Here is a 25,044-nt window from a genome sequence, read left to right as displayed (position 1 = left end):
AGAAATTGCAAGCCGTCGCCTTGGGCAATATGTTGCAACGGCAACATTACACCCGCGACGCAAGGATCGATACGATGACGGTGCAAGTGAAAGACATGGTGTTTGACAAGGTGGCCATCGGCCCCGTGTCGACGCGTATCTATCAGGGCGCCGAATACGGTAAGGGTTCGCCGATCGTCTTGTACTTCCACGGCGGTGCTTTCCAGTCCTCGGGACTGCAGGACAATGCCGTTGCGGAAGCGATCGCAAGCGCCGGCGCCATCGTCGTCGTCGCGGATTACAACGCGCCCTTGGGCGGGGTTTTTCCGAAGCCTCTCGAAGTCGGCTACTCGCTGTTTTCCTACATGGCCAACAAGCGCGCCTCGGGTCTCGGTGACCGCAACTCCGCGCTGCTGGTTGCCGGCGAGGAAGCGGGTGGCAACATCGCCGCCAGCGTGGCCTTCAAGGCTCGCGACCACTACGCAGATGCCCTTGACGGGCAGGTCCTGATTTCTCCGCTGGTCGATCCGTTCATGGGATCGTCCTCGATGCGCGAAGCCGACAGCATCGGCATGCGCGAGCGTTGGGCCGCGGGCTGGAGCCATTATCTCAGCGGCGGCGGATGCCATCCTTATGCGGCGCCGTGCCTCTGTTCACGCATTTCGGGCGTTGCGCCCGCACTGATCTTCACCGCGAAGGACGATCCCCTTCGTGATGAGACGCTTGGGTTCGCCGATCGCCTGAAACAGGCCGGCGTACCAGTTCGTCAGCATGTCTCTCCCGCCGGGGCAGGCTGGCCTTCGATTTACGGCGGGACGTCCGACAAGCCTCCGGGTTGGCGCGAAAGCATCACCCAAGAATTCGGAAGCTTCGTTCGCGACATGCGCAGGCAACCCGTACCTTTGAAGACCTGATCAATACACGGCCGTGGGGGCCGTAAGGAGAATACCAATGACGTCCAGTAAGAAGCGCTGGGCCCTTGTGGGCGCCGGTCTGAGCCTTGTTGCGTCCGTTTCAGCCGCAGCAATCTTTTTCGAACTGCCGATGAGCGGCACCGCCACAGCGGCGACCGCCGAAGCACAGGCCACTCCTCCCGCGGTGCCCGTCACCGTTGCCGTCGTCGGCAGCCGCGACGTGACCGCGTGGGAACAGTTCTCGGGCCGCCTCGAGGCGGTTGATCGCGTCCAGATCCGCTCGCGGGTCGCCGGCGCCGTGCAGTCGGTTCATTTCCGCGAAGGCGCGCTGGTAAAGGCCGGCGACCTGCTCTTCACCATCGATCCGGCACCTTACCAGGCAGCCGTGTCGCAGGCCGAGGGCCAGGTGGCTTCGGCCGAAGCCAAGGTCAATCTTGCGCAGATCGAGCTTGATCGCGGCCGCAGGCTTTCCGACAACCGGACGATTTCGCAGAGCGATCTCGACCAGCGTCAGAACGCGTTCACCGAAGCGCAGGCCGGTCTTCGCACTGCGCAGGCAGCCCTTCGCTCGGCACAACTCGAGCTCGGTTATACCGAGGTCAAGGCACCGGTTGCCGGTCGCGTCGGCAAGCTCGAAGTGACTGTCGGCAATCTGGTTGCGGCCGGATCGACCTCGTCGGAGCTGGCCTCGCTCGTCTCCGTCGATCCGATCTACGCCAGCTTCAGCGCCAGCGAAGGCATGGTCGCCAAGGCGCTCGCCCAGCTTCCCGCCGCCGATGGCGCGGTTCCGGCACTTGAACAGATCCCCGTCGAAGTCGGCACGCTTGCCGATGAAGGCACGCCGATCAAGGGCAAGCTGCAGCTGATCGACAACCAGGTGGATGCCTCCAGCGGCACGATCGGCGTTCGCGCCGTGTTCGATAATCCCGGTGGCAAGCTGATCCCGGGCCAGTTCGTGCGGGTTCGCATGGGCCAGCCGAAGGCCGAGAACAAGATCCTCGTCAGCGAGCGTGCGATCGGCACCGACCAGGACAAGAAGTTCGTCTTCGTGGTCGATGGCGAGAACAAGGTGAGCTACCGGCCGGTCCAGCTCGGCATTGCCGAGGGTGGTGACCGCGTGATCGAAAACGGCCTTGCCGTCGGCGACAAGATCGTCGTCAACGGTCTGCAGCGCATTCGTCCGGGCGCGGTGGTGGCACCGCAGATGGAAGAGAAAGTCGCGGCCAAGTAAGAGCTAAGACCCCTCCCCAACCCCTCCCCACAAGGGGGAGGGGCTAAGCTGCCGCACCGTCTACGCCAGGATCTGGCAGGACAGTGCCACACGTCTTCTCCCCCCTTGTGGGGGAGATGGCCGGCAGGCCAGAGAGGGCCTTTTAAGCATCCAGTTCTACCCCTACCGGCGGTATCCCAACCGCCGGAGAGGGTCGTTGCATCCCAAATTTCATCCCGGAGAGGGCTTTGAAATGAATATCTCCAGATTCTTTGTCGACCGCCCGGTGTTTGCCGGTGTGCTATCGGTCCTCATCGTGGTCGCCGGCCTGATCGGCATGCGATCGCTGCCGATTTCCGAATACCCTGAGGTCGTTCCGCCATCGATCGTCGTGCGCGCCACCTATCCCGGCGCCAACCCGAAGGTCATCGCCGAAACCGTCGCCACGCCGCTCGAAGAGCAGATCAACGGCGTCGAGGGCATGCTCTACATGTCCAGCCAGGCGACATCCGACGGCGTGATGACGCTGACGGTGACCTTCAAGCTCGGCACCAATCCCGACCAGGCACAGCAGCTGGTGCAGAACCGCGTCAGCCAGGCAGAGCCCCGTCTGCCGACGGAAGTGCGCGCGCTCGGCATCACGACAGTCAAGAGTTCGCCCGACCTGATGATGGTGGTGAACCTGACATCGCCGGATAATCGCTACGACATCACCTATCTGCGCAACTATGGCGTCCTGAACGTCAAGGACCGGCTTGCCCGCATCGAGGGCGTCGGCCAGGTGCAGATCTTCGGGTCGGGCGACTATTCGATGCGCGTTTGGATCGATCCGCAGAAGGCAGCCGAGCATAATCTGGCGGCGAGCGACATCACCAATGCCATCCGCGCCCAGAACGTGCAGGCCGCTGCCGGCACGATCGGTGCGTCGCCGAGCCTTACCGGTGTCGATATCCAGCTGAACGTCAACGCCCAGGGCCGTCTGCAGACGCCCGAGGAGTTCGGCAACATCATCGTCAAGAGCGGCGCCAATGGCGAGATCACGCGTCTGCGCGATGTCGCGCGCGTCGAACTCGGCGCTTCGGATTACTCGCTGCGCTCGCTGCTCGACAGCAAGTCGGCGGTGGCTATCCCTGTCTTCCAGGCGCCCGGCTCCAACGCCATCACCATCTCGGACCAGGTCATCAAGACCATGGACGAGCTGCAGCTGGCGATGCCTGAGGGCGTGAAGTACGAGATCGTCTACGATACCACGCAGTTCGTCCGCGCTTCGATCGAGAAGGTCGTCGACACGCTGCTCGAAGCCATCGCGCTCGTCGTCATCGTCGTCATCCTGTTCCTGCAGACATGGCGCGCCTCGATCATTCCGCTGATCGCGGTTCCGGTCTCGATCATCGGTACCTTCGCGGTCATGTACGTCTTCGGCTTCTCGATCAACGCGCTCAGCCTGTTCGGCCTCGTGCTTGCGATCGGTATCGTCGTGGACGACGCGATCGTCGTCGTCGAAAACGTCGAACGCAACATCGAGAACGGCCTTTCGCCGCGCGACGCGACCTACAAGGCCATGAAGGAAGTGTCCGGCCCGATCATCGCGATCGCGCTGGTGCTGGTGGCGGTGTTCGTGCCGCTGGCCTTCATCACCGGCCTGTCCGGCCAGTTCTATCGCCAGTTCGCGCTGACGATCGCCATCTCGACCGTGATTTCCGCGATCAACTCGCTGACGCTTTCCCCGGCTCTGGCTGCGCTTCTCCTGAAGGGCCACCATGCGCCGAAGGATTGGCTGACGCGCGGCATGGACTTCGTGTTCGGCTGGTTCTTCCGCGGCTTCAACCGCGCCTTCAGCGCCAGCTCCAATGCCTATGGTAAGGGTGTCGGCGGACTGGTGTCGCGCAAGAGCATCGTCATGGTGATCTATCTGGCGCTTGCTGGTGCGACCTATGGCCTGTTCAACGCCGTTCCCGGCGGCTTCGTGCCGGCGCAGGACAAGCAGTACCTGATCGGCTTCGCGCAGCTGCCCGACGCCGCCAGCCTCGACCGCACCGAAGACGTGATCAAGCGGATGAGCGACATTGCCCTTGCAACGCCCGGCGTCGAACACGCCATCGCGTTCCCCGGCCTGTCGATCAACGGCTTTACCAACGGCTCGAACGCCGGTGTCGTCTTCGTCAAGCTGAAGTCCTTCGAGGAGCGCAAGACGCCCGATCTCTCAGGCGGAGCGATCGCCATGACGCTCAACCAGAAATTCGGCGCGATCCAGGATGCGTTCATCGCCATGTTCCCGCCGCCGCCGGTCCAGGGTCTGGGCACAACGGGTGGTTTCAAGCTGCAGCTCGAAGACCGGGCGGGCCTGGGCTACAACGCGCTGGACGAAGCGACCAAGGCCTTCCTCGCCAAGGCGTACCAGACGCCTGAGCTGGCCGGCCTGTTCTCAAGCTACCAGATCAACGTGCCGCAGCTCTACGCGGACCTCGATCGCGCCAAGGCCGAACAGCTCGGCGTGTCGGTGACCGACGTCTTCGAAACGCTGCAGATCTATCTCGGCTCGCTCTACGTCAACGACTTCAACGCATTCGGCCGCACCTATAGCGTCCGCGTGCAGGCAGATGCGCAGTTCCGCGCCCATGCCGACGATATCGGCCAGTTGAAAGTGCGCTCAGCTTCGGGGCAGATGATCCCGCTGTCGGCACTCCTCAAGGTCGATGCCACGACGGGACCGGAACGCACGACCCGCTACAACGGCTTCCTTGCCGCCGATATCAACGGCGGTCCGGCACCGGGCTTCTCGTCCGGCCAGGCACAGGCGGCCATCGAGCGGATCGCCGACGAAACGCTGCCGAAGGGCATCGGCTTCGAGTGGACGGATCTGACTTACCAGCAGATTCTCGCCGGCAGCTCGGGCGTGCTCGTCTTCCCGCTGGCGCTGCTGCTCGTCTATCTCGTGCTGGCTGCCCAGTATGAAAGCCTGACGCTGCCGTTGGCGATCATCATGATCGTGCCGATGGGCGTGCTGGCGGCCTTGACGGGCGTCTGGCTCACCGGTGGAGACAACAACATCTTCACCCAGATCGGCCTGATCGTCCTTGTCGGTCTCTCGGCGAAGAACGCGATCCTGATCGTGGAATTCGCCCGCGAGCTGGAATTCGAAGGCCGCACGCCTGTCCAGGCGGCGGTCGAGGCCAGCCGCTTGCGTCTGCGCCCGATCCTGATGACGTCGATGGCGTTCATCATGGGTGTCGTGCCGCTCGTCGTCTCGACCGGCGCTGGTGCCGAGATGCGTGCCGCCATGGGTGTTGCGGTGTTCTCCGGCATGATCGGCGTCACCTTCTTCGGCATCTTCATGACGCCGGTGTTCTACGTGCTGATCCGCAAGTTGGCGGGCAACCGTCCGCTGGTGCAGCACAAGGACGACGACCACAACGGCCACGGTGGAGCCGAGGTGATCCGGATGGCGGCCGAATAGGCTCTGCATCCATAACGATTGCGAAAGGCGGGGCATGTCCCCGCCTTTTCTGCGTTGATGGGGTTCCATGCGGCGATGTCTTGATTAGTCTACCGTTGCCGGGCGAGAGGAGTCGCGCCGGCATAGATGGAGGCATTGGATGCATATCGCTATCATCGGCGCTGCCGGCATGATCGGGCGCAAACTCACCGAACGGCTGGTGGCCAACGGGCAACTGTCCGGGCAGGAGATCGGGCGGCTGACGCTGGTCGATGTCGTGGCGCCGGCAGCACCTGTCGGCTTTGCCGGGCGGGTGGATGCGAGTGCGGCCGATATCTCGCAGCCGGGGCAGGCGGCGCTGATCGTCGGGTCGCGGCCTGATATCATCTTTCATCTGGCAGCCATCGTTTCCGCCGAGGCCGAGCTCGATTTCGAGAAGGGCTACGGGATCAATCTCGAGGGTACGCGGGCGCTGTTCGAGGCGATCCGTCTGGCGCATTTGCAGGATGGCTATCGTCCCTGTGTGGTCTTCACCTCCTCCATCGCCGTCTTCGGCGCGCCGATGCCTGATGTCATACCCGACGATTTCAATCTGACGCCGCTGACGAGCTACGGTACGCAGAAGGCGATGAGCGAGCTTTTGCTTGCCGACTATACGCGCCGTGGCTTCATCGATGGTATCGGCATTCGGTTGCCGACGATCTGTGTCCGGCCGGGCAAGCCGAACAAGGCCGCCTCCGGCTTCTTTTCCGGCATTATCCGCGAGCCTTTGGCAGGCCAGCCGGCCATTCTTCCTGTGCCGGATTCGGTTCGCCACTGGCATGCGTCGCCGCGCTCGGCGGTCGGCTTTCTGATCCACGCCGCAAGCGTCGATCTCGAGCCGCTTGGCGCGCAGCGAAGCCTGACGATGCCCGGCGTCAGCGCCTCGGTCGGCGAGCAGATCGAAGCCTTGAGGGCGATCGCGGGCGACAAGGCCGTGGCGCTGATCCGGCGGGAGCCGGATGAGCTGGTGATGAGGATCGTCGGCGGCTGGGCGCGGGCCTTTGCGCCGGAGCGGGCAACGCGCCTCGGCTTCGTGGCCGAGACGAGCTTCGAAGAGATCATTCGCGTGCATATAGAAGACGAAATGGAAGGCAGAATTCAATGAGCAGTCAACAACGGGCGATCGCGTTTCTAGGCACCGGACTGATGGGCGCGCCGATGGTGCGGCGCCTGCTCGATGCCGGCTTTGCCGTCACCGCCTGGAACCGCGACATCACCAAAGCCGAAGCGCTGAGAAGCGACGGTGCTGATGTCGCCGCGACGCCGGTCGCGGCCGTGCAGGGCGCATCCGTTGTCTTCACCATGCTCAGCGATGGCAATGCTGTTGGTGACGTCCTGTTTTCGCAAGGTGTGGCAGAGGCGCTTGCGCCCGGCGCGGTTGTTATCGATTGCAGCTCGATCACGCCTGAAGCGGCGCGCGATCATGCGGCGACGCTTGGCGAACGCGGCATCCGTCACCTAGATGCGCCGGTTTCCGGTGGCGTCGTCGGCGCTTCGGCCGGTACGCTTGCGATCATGGCGGGCGGTAGCGCCGATGTCGTCGATGCGCTCAGCGATGTGTTTTCCGCGCTTGGCCGGGTGACGCATGTGGGACCGAGCGGCACAGGCCAGCTCGCCAAGCTCGGCAACCAGCAGATCGTAGCGATCACCATCGGTGCGGTCGCCGAGGCGATGATGCTGGTCGAGGCTGGCGGTGGGTCGGCGGAGGCGTTTCGCCGCGCGATCCGGGGCGGCTTCGCCGAGAGCCGAATTCTTGAGATTCACGGTCAACGTATGGTGGAGCGCAATTTCGGCGGCGCAGGCCCATCTAAGCTGCAGCTGAAGGATCTCAACAATATCGTCGCCGAGGCGAAAAGCCTGGCGCTGACCTTGCCTCTGACCGAGGCCGTGCGCGCCGAGTTCGCCGCGTTCGTCGAGGATGGCAATGGCGATACGGATCACAGCGGATTGCTGCTGCAGCTGGAGCGAAAGGCCGGCCGCGAACGCGGAAAATCCTGATGGTCGGTACGGTCCCTGACGAACAATAAATAGTGCTGGTACGCCGTCATGCAATCATTGATAGATTTTTAGGGTGTTCTAATTAATGTCACACTTGGCAATCACTGGTAGGTGATCGTGGTTGCTGGCGGGCACGGGGATGGGTTTCGCTTTGACGTTGCGTGAGGCATGAATGGCTTTGGCATCTAAGAACTCCAGACGCTCTGAGCGGGAGTTTCAAGATCTTCTACGGCGTTTGGAGCTTGCGCTCGATGCGTCGCAGATCGGTGTCTGGGAGCATGACCTGCGATCGAACGAGATCTCCTGGGACGTGCAGATGCATCGCCTCTATCACTCCGGCCAGCGGAGCGGTCCCGTGCCGACATCGATCTGGTCGAACGCGATCCATCCCGATGATCGCGCGCGTGCCACCCAGGAATTCAACGACGCCATCGCCAAGCGCGGCCAGTATAATTCGGAGTTCCGGATCGTCTGGCCGAATGGCGAAATCCGCTACATCCGCTCCCGTGCGCATTTCTATGTGAGCGACGAGGGGGCGCCCTCGTTCATCGGCGCGGAATGGGATGTGACCGCAGACGTGCTTCTCAACGCCGAGGCGGCACGGCAGCGCGAGGTGGCCGAGGCCCGTGCGCTGGCGCTTGAGGAGAGCACGGCGCGGATCGAGCATGCGGCCGAGCACGACTACCTGACCGGTCTGCCGAACCGACGCTTCTTCGACAAGCGGATCGCGGAACTCGCCGAAGACGAAAGCATCTCGACGCTGGCGGTGCTGCATCTCGATCTCGACGAGTTCAAGCAGATCAATGACAGCTACGGCCATGCCGCCGGCGATGCCGTGTTGCGCGCAGCGGCCTTGCGGATCGCCGCGGTGCTGCCGGAAACGGGCATGGCGGCGCGGATCGGCGGCGACGAATTCGTCATCGTGCTCGTCAACTTCGAGAGCATGGACGAATTGCGGGAGATTGCGCGCCGTGTGCAGAAGCGTTTGCGCAAGAAGATCCGCTTCGGGCATGAGATGCTGCAGTCGGGCAGTTCCATCGGCATTTCATGGTCGGCGGATCGCGGCGATACCAATCTTCTGGCCGAATCCGACATGGCGCTATACGCGGCCAAGAGCGGCGGGCGCGACCGCATCGAGTTCTTCACGCAGCGGCTGAAGGACGAGCTGATGGGCAAGCGGCGGATCGCCGAGGAGCTCAAGCTGGCGCTGACGGCAGGCGAAATCGTTCCCTATTACCAGCTGCAATTCGACGCCCGCACGCGGGAGATCGTCGGGCTCGAAGCGCTGGCGCGCTGGCGGCACAAGGAGCGCGGCATTCTGGCGCCGGCGGATTTCCTGAAGGTTGCCGACGAACACGGACTGACCGCCGAAATCGATGCGTCGATCCTGCGGCACGTGCTGAGGGACCGCCGCGAATGGGAGCAGCATGGCTTCGATGTGCCGAGGATTTCGGTGAACATCTCCGGCCAGCGGCTTTATGATCCGCTCTTGATCAGCGATCTGGAAGCGCTCGATATCCCCGATAATTCGATCGTCTTCGAGTTGATCGAGACGATCTTTCTCGACGACTGCGACGACGAGATGATGCAGAGCGTCGACCGGATCAAGCTGATGGGCATCGAGATCGAGATCGACGATTTTGGCTCCGGTCATGCCTCGCTGATCGGCCTCGTCAGGCTGCGCCCGACGCGGCTGAAAATCGACCGCCAGCTGGTGGATGCGATCGATACGTCCGACGAGCAGCGGCGGGTGGTGAAGTCGATCATCGAGATCGCAAAGGCGCTCGGCGTCAAGGTGATCGCCGAGGGCGTCGAGACCGAGCGGCATGCCGCGACGCTGGCGAAGCTCGGCTGCGATGCGCTGCAGGGGTTTGCGCTGAGCAGGCCGGTGCCGGCCGCCGAGATTGACGCCAAGTTTTCAGCGCTGGTTACGAGCTGATAATCAGCTTGCCGTGCCGAGTTCACCGCGCGCTTCGAGATACCACTCCACGAAAGCCGCCACACCCTGTTCGAGCGAGGTGCTTGGCGTGTAGCCGGTCAGCGCCTGCAAGAGGTCGGGACTGGCATAGGTGCGCGGTACGTCGCCCTGCTGCATCGGCAGCATGACGCGCTTGGCTGGATGGCCGAGGGCTTTTTCCACCGTATCGACGAAGTCGAGCAGGCTGATCGGCTGGCCGCCGCCGATGTTGACGATGCGGAACGGCGCCTGGCGCGAGAGCGTCTCGACCTTCTCGGACGCGACGCGATTGCTTTCGGCGGGGACGACAGTGGAAAGTCGCACAACGGCTTCCACGAGATCGTCGATATAGGTGAAGTCGCGGCTCATCTTGCCTTCGCCGTAGATCTCGATCGGCTGGCCCTCCAGCATGTTCTTGACGAACTTGAAGAGCGCCATGTCCGGCCGGCCCCAGGGGCCGTAGACGGTGAAGAAACGGAAGGCCGTGGTCGGGATCTTGTGGAGATGGGCGTAGCTGTGCGCCATCAGCTCCATCGACTTCTTGGTCGCGGCGTAGAAGGTGAGCGGCTCGTCGGCGCGGTCGGTCTCGTGGAAGGGCACCGTCGGATTGGCACCGTAGATCGAGGAGGTCGAGGCCAGCATCAGATGGGAGACGCCGATGTTCTTGGCGATCTCCAGAATGTTCCACGAGCCGATCAGGTTGGAGTTCAGATAGGCTTGCGGGTTCTCGTTGCTGTAGCGCACGCCGGCCTGGGCGGCGAGGTGGATCATCACGTCGGGCTTGGCGACCGCGACAGCCTGTTTGAGTGCCGCGCGGTCCTCCAGCATCGCCGTCACCGGCGTGAAGGCCGGAAACTGCGCAAGCGCGGCGTTGCGCATGTGCTTGAGCTTGATGTTGTAATAATGCGTCATGCCATCGAAGCCGGTGACCTCGTGCCCGTCCTGCAGAAGCCGGCGCGCGAGATGGAAGCCGATGAAACCGGCTGTTCCGGTGATGAAATACCGCATGCTCATGCCCTGCTGTTCGTTATGCCTTGCTCTTCTTGCCGACCGCGAAGTAGCTGAAACCGTGCCTGGTAACTTCGGCGATCGGATAGATGTTGCGCAGATCGACCAGCACCGGCGTCTTGACCAGGGTCTTCAGCCGCTTGAAGTCGAGCGCGCGGAATTCCTCCCATTCGGTGACCAGGACCAGCGCATCGGCGCCTTCAGCGATCTCATAGGGATCGCTGCCATAGACGACGGGCCCGAGCAACTCCTTTGCCGCATCCATCCCCTCGGGATCGTAGACGTGGACTGTCGCGCCGCCGTCGAGCAATGCCTGGATGATGGTGATCGAGGGCGCATCGCGCATGTCGTCGGTGTTCGGCTTGAAGGTGAGGCCGAGAATGGCGATCTTCTTGCCGCGCACGTTGCCGTCGCAGGCAGCGACCACCTTGCGGCCCATGGCGCGCTTGCGGTTATCGTTGATGGCGACGGTGGTCTCGATCAGCCGCATCGGGCTGTCATGATCCTGCGCGGTCTTGACCAGCGCCAGCGTATCCTTGGGGAAGCACGAGCCGCCATAACCGGGGCCGGCATGCAGGAACTTGTCGCCGATGCGCTTGTCCATGCCGATGCCCTTGGCGACCTTCTGCACGTCGGCGCCGATCTGCTCGCAGAGATCGGCGATCTCGTTGATGAAGGTGATCTTCATGGCCAGAAACGCGTTGGCGGCGTACTTGATCAGCTCGGAGGTGCGGCGCTCGCAGAAATAGAGCGGGGCTTCGTTGAGATAGAGCGGGCGGTAGACTTCGCGCATAACCTCGATGGCACGCGGCTCCTCGGTGCCGAGCACGATGCGGTCGGGGCGCTTGAAGTCGGTGATGGCGGCACCTTCGCGCAGGAATTCCGGGTTGGACACGACTTCGATGTCCTTGTCGGGAAACTCTTCGCGGAAGATGCGCTCGAGCTCGTCGCCGGTGCCGACGGGGACCGTCGACTTGGTGACGACGACGGTGAAGCCTTGCACCGATGCGGCAATTTCACGCGCCGCCGCATAGACGTAACTCAGGTCCGCATGACCGTCGCCGCGGCGCGAGGGCGTGCCGACCGCGATAAAGACGACGTCGGCAGCGGCCACGGGGGCTGCGAGATCCCGGGAGAAATCCAGGCGTCCGGCGGCGCGGTTCTGCGCGATGATCGTGTCGAGGCCTGGTTCGAAGATCGGCACCTGGCCTGCTTCGAGCGCATCGATCTTGGCCGCCGACTTGTCGACACAGGTGATATGATGGCCGAAATCCGCGAGGCAGGCCCCCGAGACAAGGCCGACATAGCCCGAGCCGATCATCACAATACGCATGGAAATTTTCCTCAAACACCGATCAAAGCCCTGCCTGATGGCAAGGCCATGATGGTGTTACAGAGGTAATTTTATAAGTTCAAGACAACCAAGAGGTCAGTTGCGGCCGAACTCGTCGACGATACGGATGATGTCGTCTTCGCCGAGGTAGGAGCCGGTCTGGACTTCGATGAGTTCGAGCAGGATCTTGCCCGGATTGGCCAGACGGTGGACTTCGCCCAGCGGGATGTAGACCGATTCGTTTTCGCGCAGCATCTGCACGTTCTCGCCGATCGTGACCTCGGCCGTGCCCTTGACGACGATCCAGTGCTCGGAGCGGTGGTGGTGCTTCTGCAGCGACAGCTTCTTGCCTGGGGTGACGAAGATGCGCTTCACCTGGAAGCGGTCGCCGTTGAAGATCGAGGTGTAGCCGCCCCAGGGACGGTAGGAGGTCGGGTGTGTCTCGGTGAGCTTCGAGGTCGTCGGCTTGGAGGCCAGCATCTTGACGATGGCGCCGACGTCCTGGCTGTCCTTGAGGTGACCGACGTAGACGGCATCCTCGCTGGCGATGACGGCGACGTCGTCCATGCCGTTGACCGCCAGATGCACGCCGTGGGTCATGACCAGCGAGTTGCGGGTGTTGACGACAGTGGTGTTTTCAGCGGCGACATTGCCCTTTTCGTCAGGATTGCCGCTCTTCCAGATCGCGTCCCAGCTGCCGAGATCCGACCATTGGAAGGGGGAGGGAACGACGGCCGCGTTCCTGGTCTTTTCCATGACCGCGTAGTCGATGGAGATATCGGGGCTTTGCGCGAATGCCGCCTTGTCGAGGCGGATGAAGTCGAGATCCTTGACGCCCTTGATGACGGCTTCGCCTGCAGCCTTGAGGACATCGGGCGCGAAGGTGGTCAGCTCGCTCAGGAGCTTGGCGACCGGGAACATGAACATGCCGGAATTCCAGTAGAAGCCGCCGGATGCCAGCATCTCCTCGGCTTTCGCGAGCGGCGGCTTCTCGATGAAGCGCTTGACCGTCAGCGCGCCACTCGGCAGCGCCTCGCCGCCTTCGATATAGCCATAGCCGGTTGCCGGTTCCGTCGGCTTGATGCCGAAGGTGACGAGCTTGCCTGCGGATGCGGCGGCGATCGCTGCGCGCACGGCGTCGAAATAGACCTGGTCGGCATCGATCTCGTGGTCGGAGGCGAGCACATGCATGATGGCGCTCTCGCCGAAGCGGTCGCGCACCAGCGCGCCGGCGGCAGCAACGGCAGCGGCCGTGTTACGGGCCATCGGCTCCAGGAGGATGCTCGACAGCGTCATGTCGAGTTCACGGGCCTGCTCGGCGACGAGGAAGCGGAATTCCTCGTTGGTGATGACGATCGCCGGTTCATAGAGCGCCTTGTCGGAGACGCGCAGCAACGTGTCCTGAAAGAGGGTGGTATCACCGATGAAGCGGATGAACTGCTTGGGGGCGGCGGCGCGCGACAGCGGCCAAAGGCGCGTGCCCTTGCCGCCTGCCATGATTATCGGAACGATCTTCTGCGTCATCTGGATGTGTCCTCGAATGGTCTTTAATCGTTGATCAGTTTGCGCTCGCCCAGGCGCGGATGCGCTTGAGGCCTGCTGCAAGAAGGTCGGTGGTAGCGCTCTCCGTCTCCGCTTCCACATAGCAGCGCATCTCCGGCGCGTTACCCGATGGGCGGAAGTGGATGATGCGCTTGTCGGCAAGCGTCACCCGCAGGCCGTCGATGTCGCTGGTGCTGTCGACTTGGCCGATCGGCTGCAGGAAGTCGGAGAGATTGGCCGGGCTTGCGCGCAGATGCGCCATCAGCTTGGCGCTGGTCTCGACCGGGAAATTCTCCAGCCGATCGGCGGCGGCGAAGGGGAGCGCGTAGCCGGATGCGACGACCGACAGGGGGCGCTTGTTTGCGGCGGCCTGCGCCAGTGTCGCCAGAACAGGCAGGAAGCAATCGCGGGTCGGCAAAGCCAGCAGCGTGGTGCCATTGACCTCGAAAGCGCTCGCCACCAGCGTGCCGCCATTGGCCTCGAAGCCGACGACGCCGGTCTTGCCCGATGCCAGCGCTTCCTGCATGCCTGATATCACGAAGGGCGATCCGACGCGGGTGCGGATGACGCTGAACGATCCCGATGCTTCGATGCCGGAGTTGGAGGTCACCGGTGTCACCACGGCGTCCGCGCCGAGGAAGTTGCCGGCGATCAGGCCAAGGAGGTCACCGCGCAACGGAGTGCCGGTCTCGTCGGTCACCAGCGGCCGGTCGCCATCGCCATCGGCAGACACGATGGCGTCGAGGCCGTGGTCGGTTGCCGCCTGCTTCAGAAGTGCGATGGTCTCTTCCGAGACGGCTTCGGTATCGACGGGAATGAAGTGCTCGGAGCGCGCGAAAGCCGTGACTTGAGCGCCGAAGTGCTTGAGCAGATCGACCATGAGATCGCGGGCGACGGTGCTGTGCTGATAGACGCCGACCTTCAGGCCAGCAAGCGCATTGGCGGGCAGCAGACTGGCGTTGCGCTTCTTGAACAGGTCGAAACACTCGACCGACCGATCCTCGGCTTGCCGGTCACTCAGTGGCCATTCGAAGCCGGTGCGGTCGAGATCGGTCGCCGCCGCTGTGATCGCGGCTTCATCAGCCTTGTCGATCTCGCCATCCGGCCGATAGAATTTGATGCCGTTGCGGTCGGCGGGGATGTGGGAGCCGGTGATCATCAGCGAGGCGGCGCCGAGATGCAGGCCGTAAAGCGCCAGCGCCGGCGTCGGCACCGTGCCGCAATCGATCATCGCGAAGCCGAGCTTGCCGAGCGCCTTGATGCAGTCGGCTGATATCTCGGGGCTGGATTGGCGAAAGTCGCGGCCGACAAGGATTGGGTCTCCGGCCTTCGCCCGCCCACTTTCGAGGAGATAGCGGCCAAACGCCGTCGCATAGAGCGCCGATGCCCGGCCCTTCAGATCCTCGGAAAGGCCTCGAAGCCCGCTTGTCCCAAATTTCATTCTGAATAAGCCCTCGGCAACGCTTGAATTCGTCCACGCTTTGAAAGCAGATTACGCAAAGTTCGTAAACTTTGATGGCCGGCAACCGATAAAATGCTCGCCAAATCCCTTTTCGACGCAAGTCTGATACGCGTTTCGCGAGCCGGTGGAGGCAATTGCATGAATGAACAGACCATCGCACTCGAAGACAGCTGGAAGAGCGCCTTGTCCACAGAGTTCGAGCAGCCCTACATGCAAAGGCTGAGAAGCTTCCTTATCGAGCGAAAGCAGATGGGGAAACGGATTTTTCCCAAGGGATCGGAATATTTCAGGGCTCTTGATCTGACACCGCTTAAAGATGTGAAGGTCGTGATCCTGGGACAGGACCCCTATCACGGCTCAGGGCAGGCGCATGGCCTGTGCTTCAGCGTGCAGCCGGGTATCAGAATTCCGCCGTCTCTGGTCAATATCTACAAGGAGTTGCAGGCCGATCTCGGCATTACGCCGGCGCGCCACGGTTTTCTCGAACATTGGGCGCGGCAGGGCGTTCTGCTTTTGAACAGCGTGCTGACGGTCGAGGAGGCGCAGGCCGCGTCGCATCAGGGCAAGGGTTGGGAGACCTTCACCGATGCCGTGATCCGCAAGGTCAACGACGAATGCGATGCGGTGGTCTTCATACTCTGGGGCGCCTATGCGCAGCGCAAGGCTGCGTTTGTCGACACATCCAGGCATCTCGTTCTCAAATCGCCGCATCCATCGCCGCTTTCGGCGCATAACGGCTTTTTCGGCTGCCATCATTTCTCCAGGGCGAATGCCTTTCTTAAAGAGCATGGACGTTCGCCGATCGACTGGCAGCTTCCCGAAAACCCTGCCGATGAATAGCTTGCGATGAACGACATCAGATCGTCGTTCACTAAAAGTAGACAATGCGTTCCGGTCCGTGGGACTATTCCAACGCGCTGATAAAGATCATCTATGACCCATCGAACAGCCCGCCAGACGGGCCAGAAAGGGGTCTCAAATGCTCGACCAGATCAAGGGTCTTCACCACGTTACGTCGATGGCTGCGAACGCCCAGACGAACAATCAATTCTTCACCAACGCGCTCGGTCTGCGCCGCGTCAAGAAGACGGTCAATTTCGACGCTCCTGATGTCTACCACCTCTATTACGGCGACGAGAACGGTGCGCCCGGCACGATCATGACCTACTTCCCGTTCCCGAAGATGGCGCAGGGCCGTCCCGGCACCGGCGAAGTCGGAACGACGGTCTATTCCATTCCCGAGGGTTCGATCGGCTTCTGGAGCGATCGCCTCGCCAAGCTCAATGTGACCGGTCTGAAAGCCGAGGAAACATTCGGCGAGAAGCGGCTGAACTTTGCCGGTCCCGATGGTGACGGCTTCGCGCTGGTCGAGGTCAAGGACGACACCCGTCTGCCCTGGACACATGGCGGCGTTGATCAGGATCACGCGATCCGCGGTTTCCATTCGGTTGCCATGCGACTGCGCGATGACGGCGCGACATCGGAACTCTTGAAGTTCATGGGCTATCAGGTCCAGGACGAGCGCGACGGCGTCAAGCGTTTGACCATTCCCGGCGGCAATGGCGCGCACCTGATCGATCTTGAGACGATGCCGAACATCTCGCGGGCGCTTCCGGGCGCGGGCTCGGTGCATCACGTCGCTTTCGCCGTCGAAAACCGCGCGAAGCAGCTGGAGGTCCGCAAGGCCCTGATGGACACCGGATACCAGGTGACGCCGGTTATCGACCGCGATTACTTCTGGGCGATCTATTTCCGCACGCCAGGCGGCGTGCTGTTTGAAATCGCCACCAACGAACCGGGCTTTGACCGGGACGAGGATACGGCGCATCTCGGCGAAGCGCTAAAGCTGCCGACGCAGCACGAGCATCTGCGCTCGCTGCTGGAACAGCATCTCGAACCGCTGGAAGCATAAGCTAAGGATATCGATATGACCGATCATGGATATGTGCACCGGCTGCATGCCGGTGCCGCAGGCAAGCCTATTCTCTTCACGCTGCATGGGACGGGCGGAGACGAGAACCAGTTCTTCGACTTCGCGCGACAGCTTTTGCCCGAGGCAACCATCGTCTCGCCGCGTGGCGACGTCTCGGAATACGGCGCTGCGCGCTTCTTCAAGCGCACCGGCGAGGGCGTCTACGACATGGCCGATCTGGCGCGGGCGACCGACAAGATGGCGGGTTACGTCAGCGAGCTCGCAAGGGAGCACCAGGCTTCGGCAATCCTCGGGCTGGGCTTTTCGAACGGCGCCAACATTCTCGCCAACGTGCTGATCGAGAAGGGGGTGTTCGATGCGTCGGCGCTGATGCATCCGCTCATTCCCTTCCAGCCGAAAGCGAATGCCGGTCTGGCGGGACGCAAGGTGCTGATCACCGCCGGCGAGCGCGATCCGATCAGCCCCGTGCCGGTTACCAAGGCGCTGGCCGATTACTACGAGCGCCAGAAGGCCGATGTGACGACCGTGTGGCATCCCGGCGGACACGAGATCCGGCCGAATGAGGTCGATGCGATCAAGGCGCTCTTTGAGCCATACAGATAGGACACATTATCGGGCAGGCCTTTCGGGGCCTGCCCGATGGCTTCCTGCGCGCTACCACTTTGATCTAGGGTCATGCCTTCAATCTTCTGTGGTAATTTTTCATCATTGATACTGGAGCGGGTATAGGATCTCATTTTCCGAGGATATGCATTCGTATGAGCGATATTGCCGACCTCAGGATGATTTCAGGCCTCCTCCGTCGCCAGATATGGGTGGTCTTGGCCACCGCCGCCGCCATTCTCTCGCTCACCGCTATCGTCCTGACGGTGTTGACGCCGCGATATACGGCGCAGGCGCTTGTCGTCGTCGACACCAGCGCCAAGAATCTGCTGGCGCCTGATAGCGCGGCAATTGCCAATGCTTCCGATAATGCGCGGGTGGAGGGGGAGGTGCGGATCGCGCAGTCTGATGCCGTGCTCCTCGATGTCGTGCGCGAGGGCAAGCTCGCTGATGACCCGGAGTTCGCATCCCGATCCGGCTACCTTACGGCCATCTTAGCTCGCTTCGGCGGCGCATCCTCTCACACCACCGATGACGCCGAGCGCGAGACGCTGGCCGCGTTCAAGGAGGCGGTTCGTGTCCGCCGCGAGGGGCTGACTTATCTCATCACCGTTGGCGTCACATCCGAGGATGCCGCGAAAGCCGCGCTTCTCGCCAACCGTGCGGCTTCGGTTTACATCAGGCATCAGATCGACGCCAAGGTGGCGGGCACGATCGCGGCCCGCAACAGCCTGCAAGCACGAGTGAGCGCCGCCAAGGACAGCCTTGCGAGCCACGAGGGGCGGCTGGATGGCTTCCTTGCCGCCAATGCGGGTATGCGCGATGCCTTCAGCAACGGCAAAATGGGCCTGCGCGTCGCGGATGCACAACTCAATCAGCCAGCCACGCTGCCTACAACCACGCCGCAGCTACCGACACCCTCCGAGACGTTGACGCAATTCTACAGTCTGCAGCAATCGGCTGAGATCGCGCGGGCGCAATATCAGAACCTTCTCACCCGATTGCAGGATTTCGAGGCGCAGGCCAGCCTGCAACTGGCCGACAGCCGGGTGATTTCCGAGGCCTTGCCACCGATCGAGCCATCCTATCCGAGGGTTGCCGCGATCCTTGCTGTCGTGAGCCTCGTTGCGCTTGGGTTCGGTATCGGGGCGGGTTTCCTGCGGGAGTTCTTCGTTGGCGGATTTACCGGGGAGGATCAGGTCGAGGCGGTGCTGAACATCCAGCTGGCGTCGGTGGTGCCGCATGAGGAGGGTGGCGAGCTGGAGCGGCCGCATGGGCGCGGGCTCTCCGACCGGATCATGACGGCGCCGCTCTCTGTCTTTTCGGAATCGATCCGGCGTATCCGGGTCTCGGTCGAGCAGGCGCTTCTCAGCCGGCATCCTGTGACGGAGGATGCCCGCGAGGAGGGCATCGTGATCATGGTATCCTCCAGTCTTCCGGGGGAGGGGAAATCGACGCTCGCGACGGCGCTGGCGCGGACCTATGCGCTTGCGGGAAAGCGCACGCTGCTGATCGACTGCGACCTCAGGAAGCCCAGCATTCACCGCCACGTCGATCGCGATCCGACGCCCGCCTTCGTCAATCTGTTGCGCGGTGAGGCCGATCCTGGGCTCGCCAGCATGGTGGCCGTCGACCACGCCACGAACCTCTCCGTTATCCTTGGCGCGCGGCCGGCCGAGTTCGCGACCGACGAGCTGCTGATGAGCGCGCGGGTGCGGGCGCTTCTCTCTCGGGCGCGGCTGCATTTCGACTACGTCGTCATCGACACGCCGCCGGTCGAGGCGGCGGTGGATGCGCTTTATCTGGCCCGGCTCTGCGATGTCGCGCTCTTCGTGGTGCGCTGGGCGCGGACGCCGCAGAACGTCGCGCGCAAGGCTGTGGCGGCGCTGAAGGGAAATGTCGGCGGCGGCACGCCTGTGATCGCGGTGCTGAACGGGCAGGATCAGCGCCATTGGTTCAGCTTCCAGGCCAAGCCGCTGTGGCGCACAGCTTATGCTGGGTAGGGGGGAGGCCGCCGCTTCCGCCGTGGCCTACCTCTTTAGGTGCAATCCAGGCGTTTATCGGCGGCGTCCGCTTGACACACTAGCTGCGTTACTGAAGGTTTAGTTCATTCATAAATGCAACCTTATTCGCGTCATGGCTGCGCCCCGATTTTTCTCGGTGGCGCTTGATTGCAGGCATTTGAAATAGCGATTTCACTCATTCGTTGAAGAGCGACGCATGGTCCGTGCAAGGCGCATTCTCGTCCACGATTATTCCGGTCATCCGTTTCAGGTTCAGCTAGCCCGCTCGCTGGCGCGGCGCGGGCATGAGGTTCTCCACGTTTATTCGGCCAGCTTCCAGACGCCGAAGGGTGATCTTGCCGCGCGGCCGGATGATCCGTCCGGGTTTCGTATCGCCGGCCTTTCGCTGTCCGAGCCGTTTCAGAAGTCGAGCTTCCTGAAGCGGAGGGCGCAAGAGATCGAGTTCGGGCGGATGGTGGCCAGCGAGATCAGGCGGTTTCGGCCTGACATTGTGCTCTCCGCCAATGCACCGCTCGATACGCAAGCCGTCATTCACAAGGCTGCGCGCGCCGGCGGAGCGCGGTTCGTGTTTTGGCTTCAGGATATCTACAGCGAGGCCATCGGCCGCTTCCTGCCTGCGACGTTTCCGCTGATCGGGAACGCGGTGGCGCGCCGATATCAGCGGCTCGAATTTGGTCTGCTAAGGCAAAGCGATCATGTCGTCGCGATCACCGATGACTTCGTTCCATATCTCCGGCAAAACGGCATCACGCCCGGTCGGATCTCCGTTATCGAGAACTGGGCGCCGCTGGACGATATGCGATCGGTCGGACTGGCAGCGTTCGAAAGCGAAAGGGGCACTAGCCCTATCCGGACGGTCTATGCGGGAACGCTCGGCTACAAGCATAATCCCGATCTGCTGCTGCAGGTGGCGAAAGCGCTGCCTGTTGCGATCGATGTTCATTCCGAAGGAGCGATTGCCGAGAGCCTGGCGCGCAAGGCGGCGGCGGAAGGTGTCAGCAATCTGAGCGTAAAGCCGTGGGTGCCGTTTGCAGATTTGCCCGGTGTTCTCAGGTCAGCCGATATCCTGATCGCGATGATCGAAGAGGGGGCTGGGACCTTCTGCGTGCCATCAAAGGTGTTGACCTATTTCGGATGCGGCCGGCCGGTGCTGGCCTCCGTGCCACGCAACAACTTGGCGCGGCGGCTCATCGAGCGCGCCGATGCCGGGCTTGCGTCGGATCCTGATGATGCGGCGGCGTTCATCGACAATCTGCGTGGGCTTGCCGGCGATGCAGGGCTGCGTCGCAGGCTCGGCGCGAATGGTCGCTCTTATGCCGAGGCGCATTTCGCGATCGAGCCGATCACCGATCGCTTCGAGGCCATTTTCGCTGGACTCTATCAGATGGAGAAACAGGCAATCTAGCGCTGGGGGGCGTTGCATGCTGGAGAAGACTGCACTTGTCTGCGGCGCCGGAGGGTTCATCGGCAGCCACCTCGTTGCCCGCCTGAAGCGCGACGGCTTTTGGGTTCGTGGTGTCGATCTCAAATTGCCTGATTATGAGGAAAGCTTGGCCGACGAGTTCATCGTTGGAGATCTGAGGCTGATCGACGTCTGCGAACGGGTGATGGACCGCGATTTCCACGAGGTCTACCAGCTGGCGGCCGATATGGGCGGGGCCGGCTATATTTTCACCGGCCAGCACGATGCCGACATCATCCACAATTCGGCTTCGATCAATCTCAACGTCGCCGATCTATGCCGCCGGCGCGGGGCTGGGCGCGTGTTCTTCTCGTCGTCGGCCTGCGTCTATCCTGCCGTCAACCAGGCTGATCCCGATAACCCGAATTGCGAGGAATCTTCCGCTTATCCCGCAGCACCGGACAGCGAGTATGGCTGGGAGAAGCTGATTTCGGAACGGCTCTATCAGTCCTATGCCCGCAACTACGGCATGACCTGTCGCATCGCCCGCTACCACAACATTTTCGGCCCATCGGGAACCTGGGACGGCGGCAGGGAAAAGGCGCCGGCGGCCATTTGCCGGAAGGTGGCGCAGGCGGATCATGGCGGTGAGATCGAGATCTGGGGCGACGGCATGCAGACGCGCTCCTTCCTCTACATCGACGAATGCATCGAGGGCACGGTGCGGCTGATGCGCTCGGATTTTGCCGGGCCGGTCAATATCGGCTCCGAGGAGATGGTGAGCATCAACCGCCTCGTCGACATGGTGTGCGAGATCGCCGGCAAGCGGCTGCACAAACGGCATGTTGCTGGGCCGATGGGCGTTCGCGGGCGCAGATCGGACAATCGGCTGATTGCCGAGACACTGCACTGGCGGCCGACGCAGAGCCTGATCGATGGCCTGGAAAAAACCTATGCCTGGATCGAGAGCCAGCTTCTGCGGAGCGCTGCGTGAGACGCGCCTTTCCTCGGTGGGATAGGCTCTCTGCGATGTGCGGACGGCCGCGCGGCTCGACCAATGCGGCGTTGTTGATCCTGAGCTTCGCTATCGGGCAGGGATCGATCTTCCTGGCGCAAACATGGCTGATCCAACGCGGCGCACTCGATCTCCTGGCGGCGTTCGCGACGCATTTCTCCTTTGCGATCCTGGCGTTGATGATCGTCGACTTCGGCGCGCCTGTCGTCATCGCCACGCGGATTTCGCTGGCGGGGGATCGCGAGGTCCTGGATGTGGCGCGGCGCTGCTACTGGCAGGCCTCGGTTGTTCGGTTGGGCGTTGCGCTCGTGTTATCGCTGGCGGCGCTCGTCTACGCTTGGTTTGGCGGAGACGGATTTTCGCGGACCTATGTCCCCGCAGCGGTGCCTGCGCTGTTGATCTCGGCATTCAACGCGGCGGGCGTCTTTGATGGACTGGGGCTCAGCGGCATCAGCGGGTTGACCGGGATGCTCGCCTATATCGCGTCCGCCATCGCACTGGTCGTAGCTGGGGCGCAACCGGCTGACGCAGGCATGATCCTCGGGGTGGCGCTGTCGCTGGGATACGCCTTCGCGGTCTTCGCGCAGATGGCTGTGCTTTGGCGGCTGGGATGCGCGATGCGTGTGGTGAAGGTTAGCGTTGCGGATTGCGGCGCGTTTGCCCGTGAGGGATTTGGCGTTCTGCTTGCAATCCTGCCCGGACAGCTGTCGTTTCGGTTTCAGATCGTGGTCTGCGCGGCGGTTCTGGGGCAGGCGGGTTTGGGACTGTTCGTCTATGGCAGGCAGATCGCGGCGGCCGTGTCGCAGGTCCTGGAGTTCGTGCGGCGCGCGCATTTTCCCGATATGGTCCGTGCCCTTCGGCTGGGTGATACCACGTTGAGGGCGGGCTTCGAGGCGCAGCGGTTGGCGACGTTGCTTGCGATCGCGTTGACGCTTGGTTTGATGCTGGTCGGTAGCTCCTCCTTCTTGCTGATGAGCGGCGCCTTCGCGCAATCGGGTCTGGTGGTGGCGCTCTTTGCTGTCGGCGTACTGACCGGCGCGCTCTCGCAGACGCTGGCGCAGGCAGCGCAGGGGCTTGGTCGCTTTCGCGTCGTGGCCGTTGCTGCAGTACTCGCAATGCTCGTCGGCTTCGCAGCGAGCGCAGGTTTCGGGGCGTTGCTCGGGCTTGTCGGGCTGGCGGTGGCGGAGGTGGTGACGCATGTGGTTGGGGCGCTGGTCATCTGGGCCTCGGTGTTCCGGCGAGCGCACGGGCTGAAGACACTGCGGGTCAGCGCATGATCAGGCTCTGGACCGTCTCGGCGCTCTATCTCGCCAATCTGCCCTTCGCCGACAGCCTCTTCGTCGTTCTCTTGACGCTGCCGATGTTCCTCATGGTGCTGATCGGGCTCTATCGCATTCGGTCGCGCCGGTTCCAGGTCGGCGATATCTTCTGGTTCTGTCTCTTCGTCTACTTCGTGATCTCGCCCCTGCAGCGCATGCATGGGGACCGGATCGGCGGCGCGACGGCGATCACGGCCTATGCCTATGAGCCGCACGAATTTGTTGCCGCCATGCTGATTGTGGTGCTCTTCTGCATGCCGTTCCTGTTTGTCTCGATGGAGCGCGACGAGCCTGCCTCCGAAGCGGGTGGTTCGATATTTCCGGTGCCGGTTCTGCTGGCCGTGAACGGGCTTGCCTTCGCATCCTTCGTCGTATCCGAAGGCGGGATGGAGCGGTTGTTGTCGTCGCGGCTGGAGCAGGACCCTTCGCAGGCCTTCATCGGCAGCCTGTTCTTTCTCGGATTGCAGTCGGTGACCGCTTGCCTTGTCGCGGTGCGGTTTCATGTGTCCCGATCGCGGCTGATCTCTTTCGTGCCGCTGCTCCTCGTCATTGCCTTGCTGGCGGTCTCGCGAAATCCGTTCAATGCGCCGCGCTTCATGCTGCTGGCGGTCTGGGGGCCGGTCTTGCTGCCGCTTTGCGGTGGCCGGGTTGCGGCTGCGTGGTTTTATGTCGTTGGGCTGTTGGCGCTGACGGTCCTGTTTCCGGTGTTGAGCATCACCACGCGGCTTGGACTGGATGGCGTGGGCGATCTCTCCGAGATATCCGTCTTCAGCAACTTTTTCGACATTCCCTCGGTCGATGTCTTCGACATGGCGGTGCATGCGGTGCGGTTCATGTCTGCGCATGATCAGATGTGGGGCGAGAAGCTCGTCGCCATCCTGTTGTTCTTCGTGCCGCGCGCGGTCTGGCCCGGGAAGCCTGTCGTGGGCGGGCTTGATGTCGGCAACGAGCTGTTTGCGGCGGGCATGTACGGGACGCCGAACCTGTCCTTCTTCGTCGGCTGCGATCTCTACATGGATTTCGGCTTTGCCGGCGTCGCGCTGGGCGGGGTCGTTGCGGCCATGCTGCTGCGGTCGGTTCTGATGGCGGAGTGGGGCGTGTCCGGCGGCATCAGCGTGTCGCGTATCGTTATCGCGTCCTCGATGCCGATCCTTTTGCGTGGCCCGGTTGGCGCAGTGCTGCCGTTGTTTGTTTGCCAGATCGCGGTTGTTTTGGCGTTGTCCTGGCCGGTCAGGGAACACGCCTATCCTGGGCTGCCCCATCAGGAGCGGTTGCGGCGATGACGGAAGGCGCGTCGGAGAATTTCGGCATACTCGATGCCGCCCGATCTGGCTCGCGCGAGGGCGGGCCGAGTTTTAGCGTCAGGCATCGTGCGCTGCGTCTGACCTGGGGGATCACCTGGGCGCTGCTCGCGGCCTGGACGCCGGCACCTTTGCATCGGTGGCGGGCGTTTTTGTTGCGGCTGTTTGGGGCGCGGTTGGCGCGCAATGCGCGGGTACATGGATCGGCGCGGATCTGGTATCCGCCACATCTGGTCATGGAGGAGAACACGCTGATCGGTCGCGGGGCGATCATCTATTGCATCGCGCCTGTTCGTATCGGGTGCGGTGCGGTGATCTCGCAGGGGGCGCATCTGTGCACCGGCTCGCATGATATCGATGACGCGTTGTTCCAGCTCATTGCTCGGCCGATCACCGTTGGCGCTGACGCGTGGGTCGCGGCCGAGGCTTTTGTCGGCCCTGGCGTTTCGATTGGGGAGGGCGCGGTTCTCGGCGCGCGGGGCGTTGCTTTCGGCGATCTTGCCGCATGGACCGTTTATGCCGGCAATCCGGCGCGGCCGATCCGCGCCCGGGCTATCAACCCATAG

The 25,044-nt window shown here is 62.7% G+C and carries 19 protein-coding genes; 15 read left to right on the top strand and 4 right to left on the bottom strand.

What is annotated here, in order from left to right; all coding sequences use genetic code 11:
* Positions 1 to 74: 74 nt before the first annotated feature.
* From QTL96_RS22215 to QTL96_RS22190, 6 genes are all read left to right on the top strand, one after another.
* The gene (locus tag QTL96_RS22215; protein ID WP_289729230.1) at positions 75 to 893 is read left to right on the top strand and encodes an alpha/beta hydrolase; all 819 of its coding nucleotides are present in this window, start codon (positions 75 to 77) and stop codon (positions 891 to 893) included.
* Between the two features lie 37 nt (positions 894 to 930).
* Positions 931 to 2,124, top strand: a complete 1,194-nt coding sequence (locus tag QTL96_RS22210; RefSeq protein ID WP_289729229.1) for an efflux RND transporter periplasmic adaptor subunit — start codon at positions 931 to 933, stop codon at positions 2,122 to 2,124.
* A gap of 232 nt (positions 2,125 to 2,356) precedes the next feature.
* Positions 2,357 to 5,560: an efflux RND transporter permease subunit gene (locus QTL96_RS22205; RefSeq protein WP_289729228.1), complete on the top strand. Its 3,204-nt coding sequence runs from the start codon at positions 2,357 to 2,359 to the stop codon at positions 5,558 to 5,560.
* A gap of 139 nt (positions 5,561 to 5,699) precedes the next feature.
* Positions 5,700 to 6,686 (top strand): D-erythronate dehydrogenase, encoded by a 987-nt coding sequence (gene denD, locus QTL96_RS22200; RefSeq protein ID WP_289729227.1) that lies wholly within the window; start codon positions 5,700 to 5,702, stop codon positions 6,684 to 6,686.
* Positions 6,683 to 7,579, top strand: a complete 897-nt coding sequence (locus QTL96_RS22195) for an NAD(P)-dependent oxidoreductase (RefSeq protein ID WP_289729226.1) — start codon at positions 6,683 to 6,685, stop codon at positions 7,577 to 7,579. The genes denD and QTL96_RS22195 overlap by 4 nt, the downstream gene beginning before the upstream one ends.
* A gap of 172 nt (positions 7,580 to 7,751) precedes the next feature.
* Positions 7,752 to 9,518 carry a GGDEF domain-containing phosphodiesterase gene (locus QTL96_RS22190; protein ID WP_289729225.1) on the top strand — a complete coding sequence of 589 codons (1,767 nt, stop codon included), beginning with the start codon at positions 7,752 to 7,754 and terminating at the stop codon, positions 9,516 to 9,518.
* 3 nt (positions 9,519 to 9,521) lie between these two features.
* Here the strand turns inward: QTL96_RS22190 and QTL96_RS22185 are convergent, their stop codons facing one another.
* From QTL96_RS22185 to QTL96_RS22170, 4 genes are all read right to left on the bottom strand, one after another.
* Positions 9,522 to 10,544, bottom strand: coding sequence for an NAD-dependent epimerase/dehydratase family protein (locus tag QTL96_RS22185; protein WP_289729287.1), 1,023 nt, complete (start codon positions 10,542 to 10,544; stop codon positions 9,522 to 9,524).
* 19 nt (positions 10,545 to 10,563) lie between these two features.
* Positions 10,564 to 11,877 carry a UDP-glucose/GDP-mannose dehydrogenase family protein gene (locus QTL96_RS22180; protein ID WP_289729224.1) on the bottom strand — a complete coding sequence of 438 codons (1,314 nt, stop codon included), beginning with the start codon at positions 11,875 to 11,877 and terminating at the stop codon, positions 10,564 to 10,566.
* 96 nt (positions 11,878 to 11,973) lie between these two features.
* The gene (locus QTL96_RS22175) at positions 11,974 to 13,401 is read right to left on the bottom strand and encodes a mannose-1-phosphate guanylyltransferase/mannose-6-phosphate isomerase (protein WP_289729223.1); all 1,428 of its coding nucleotides are present in this window, start codon (positions 13,399 to 13,401) and stop codon (positions 11,974 to 11,976) included.
* 34 nt (positions 13,402 to 13,435) lie between these two features.
* Positions 13,436 to 14,860: a phosphomannomutase gene (locus QTL96_RS22170; RefSeq protein ID WP_289729222.1), complete on the bottom strand. Its 1,425-nt coding sequence runs from the start codon at positions 14,858 to 14,860 to the stop codon at positions 13,436 to 13,438.
* Between the two features lie 159 nt (positions 14,861 to 15,019).
* Here QTL96_RS22170 and ung point away from each other — a divergent pair, with 159 nt between their 5' ends.
* The 9 genes from ung (at position 15,020) to QTL96_RS22125 (ending at position 25,044) form a co-directional block, all read left to right on the top strand.
* Positions 15,020 to 15,721, top strand: a complete 702-nt coding sequence (gene ung, locus QTL96_RS22165) for a uracil-DNA glycosylase (protein ID WP_289729221.1) — start codon at positions 15,020 to 15,022, stop codon at positions 15,719 to 15,721.
* Between the two features lie 139 nt (positions 15,722 to 15,860).
* Positions 15,861 to 16,793, top strand: coding sequence for a VOC family protein (locus QTL96_RS22160; RefSeq protein ID WP_289729220.1), 933 nt, complete (start codon positions 15,861 to 15,863; stop codon positions 16,791 to 16,793).
* A gap of 15 nt (positions 16,794 to 16,808) precedes the next feature.
* On the top strand, positions 16,809 to 17,417 hold the full coding sequence (locus QTL96_RS22155; protein ID WP_289729219.1) for an alpha/beta hydrolase: 609 nt from the start codon (positions 16,809 to 16,811) through the stop codon (positions 17,415 to 17,417).
* A 155-nt stretch (positions 17,418 to 17,572) separates the two neighbouring features.
* Positions 17,573 to 19,420, top strand: coding sequence for a Wzz/FepE/Etk N-terminal domain-containing protein (locus QTL96_RS22150; protein WP_289729218.1), 1,848 nt, complete (start codon positions 17,573 to 17,575; stop codon positions 19,418 to 19,420).
* 217 nt (positions 19,421 to 19,637) lie between these two features.
* A complete protein-coding gene (locus QTL96_RS22145; protein WP_289729217.1) occupies positions 19,638 to 20,846 on the top strand; it encodes a glycosyltransferase family 4 protein in 1,209 nt (402 codons plus the stop codon).
* Positions 20,847 to 20,862: 16 nt separating this feature from the next.
* Positions 20,863 to 21,837 (top strand): NAD-dependent epimerase/dehydratase family protein, encoded by a 975-nt coding sequence (locus QTL96_RS22140; protein WP_289729216.1) that lies wholly within the window; start codon positions 20,863 to 20,865, stop codon positions 21,835 to 21,837.
* A 74-nt stretch (positions 21,838 to 21,911) separates the two neighbouring features.
* Positions 21,912 to 23,135 (top strand): hypothetical protein, encoded by a 1,224-nt coding sequence (locus tag QTL96_RS22135; RefSeq protein WP_289729215.1) that lies wholly within the window; start codon positions 21,912 to 21,914, stop codon positions 23,133 to 23,135.
* Complete coding sequence (locus QTL96_RS22130; RefSeq protein WP_289729214.1) at positions 23,132 to 24,460, top strand: hypothetical protein; 1,329 nt, start codon at positions 23,132 to 23,134, stop codon at positions 24,458 to 24,460. Before QTL96_RS22135 ends, QTL96_RS22130 begins: the two co-directional genes overlap by 4 nt.
* On the top strand, positions 24,457 to 25,044 hold the full coding sequence (locus QTL96_RS22125; RefSeq protein ID WP_289729213.1) for a putative colanic acid biosynthesis acetyltransferase: 588 nt from the start codon (positions 24,457 to 24,459) through the stop codon (positions 25,042 to 25,044). The genes QTL96_RS22130 and QTL96_RS22125 overlap by 4 nt, the downstream gene beginning before the upstream one ends.

This window comes from Rhizobium sp. S163, from assembly GCF_030380805.1.
In the GTDB taxonomy this organism is placed as follows: Bacteria; Pseudomonadota; Alphaproteobacteria; order Rhizobiales; family Rhizobiaceae; genus Rhizobium.
The sequence above is the reverse complement of the archived record's forward strand: the minus strand, read 5'-3'. Positions and strand labels throughout refer to the sequence as shown.

What these genes read in the sequence shown, in the direction of transcription:
- QTL96_RS22215 (WP_289729230.1), top strand. Translation starts at nt 75, where the DNA reads ATGACGGTGCAAGTGAAAGACATGGTGTTTGACAAGGTGGCCATCGGC.
- QTL96_RS22210 (WP_289729229.1), top strand. Translation starts at nt 931, where the DNA reads ATGACGTCCAGTAAGAAGCGCTGGGCCCTTGTGGGCGCCGGTCTGAGC.
- QTL96_RS22205 (WP_289729228.1), top strand. Translation starts at nt 2,357, where the DNA reads ATGAATATCTCCAGATTCTTTGTCGACCGCCCGGTGTTTGCCGGTGTG.
- denD (WP_289729227.1), top strand. Translation starts at nt 5,700, where the DNA reads ATGCATATCGCTATCATCGGCGCTGCCGGCATGATCGGGCGCAAACTC.
- QTL96_RS22195 (WP_289729226.1), top strand. Translation starts at nt 6,683, where the DNA reads ATGAGCAGTCAACAACGGGCGATCGCGTTTCTAGGCACCGGACTGATG.
- QTL96_RS22190 (WP_289729225.1), top strand. Translation starts at nt 7,752, where the DNA reads ATGGCTTTGGCATCTAAGAACTCCAGACGCTCTGAGCGGGAGTTTCAA.
- QTL96_RS22185 (WP_289729287.1), bottom strand. Translation starts at nt 10,544, where the DNA reads ATGCGGTATTTCATCACCGGAACAGCCGGTTTCATCGGCTTCCATCTC.
- QTL96_RS22180 (WP_289729224.1), bottom strand. Translation starts at nt 11,877, where the DNA reads ATGCGTATTGTGATGATCGGCTCGGGCTATGTCGGCCTTGTCTCGGGG.
- QTL96_RS22175 (WP_289729223.1), bottom strand. Translation starts at nt 13,401, where the DNA reads ATGACGCAGAAGATCGTTCCGATAATCATGGCAGGCGGCAAGGGCACG.
- QTL96_RS22170 (WP_289729222.1), bottom strand. Translation starts at nt 14,860, where the DNA reads ATGAAATTTGGGACAAGCGGGCTTCGAGGCCTTTCCGAGGATCTGAAG.
- ung (WP_289729221.1), top strand. Translation starts at nt 15,020, where the DNA reads ATGAATGAACAGACCATCGCACTCGAAGACAGCTGGAAGAGCGCCTTG.
- QTL96_RS22160 (WP_289729220.1), top strand. Translation starts at nt 15,861, where the DNA reads ATGCTCGACCAGATCAAGGGTCTTCACCACGTTACGTCGATGGCTGCG.
- QTL96_RS22155 (WP_289729219.1), top strand. Translation starts at nt 16,809, where the DNA reads ATGACCGATCATGGATATGTGCACCGGCTGCATGCCGGTGCCGCAGGC.
- QTL96_RS22150 (WP_289729218.1), top strand. Translation starts at nt 17,573, where the DNA reads ATGAGCGATATTGCCGACCTCAGGATGATTTCAGGCCTCCTCCGTCGC.
- QTL96_RS22145 (WP_289729217.1), top strand. Translation starts at nt 19,638, where the DNA reads ATGGTCCGTGCAAGGCGCATTCTCGTCCACGATTATTCCGGTCATCCG.
- QTL96_RS22140 (WP_289729216.1), top strand. Translation starts at nt 20,863, where the DNA reads ATGCTGGAGAAGACTGCACTTGTCTGCGGCGCCGGAGGGTTCATCGGC.
- QTL96_RS22130 (WP_289729214.1), top strand. Translation starts at nt 23,132, where the DNA reads ATGATCAGGCTCTGGACCGTCTCGGCGCTCTATCTCGCCAATCTGCCC.
- QTL96_RS22125 (WP_289729213.1), top strand. Translation starts at nt 24,457, where the DNA reads ATGACGGAAGGCGCGTCGGAGAATTTCGGCATACTCGATGCCGCCCGA.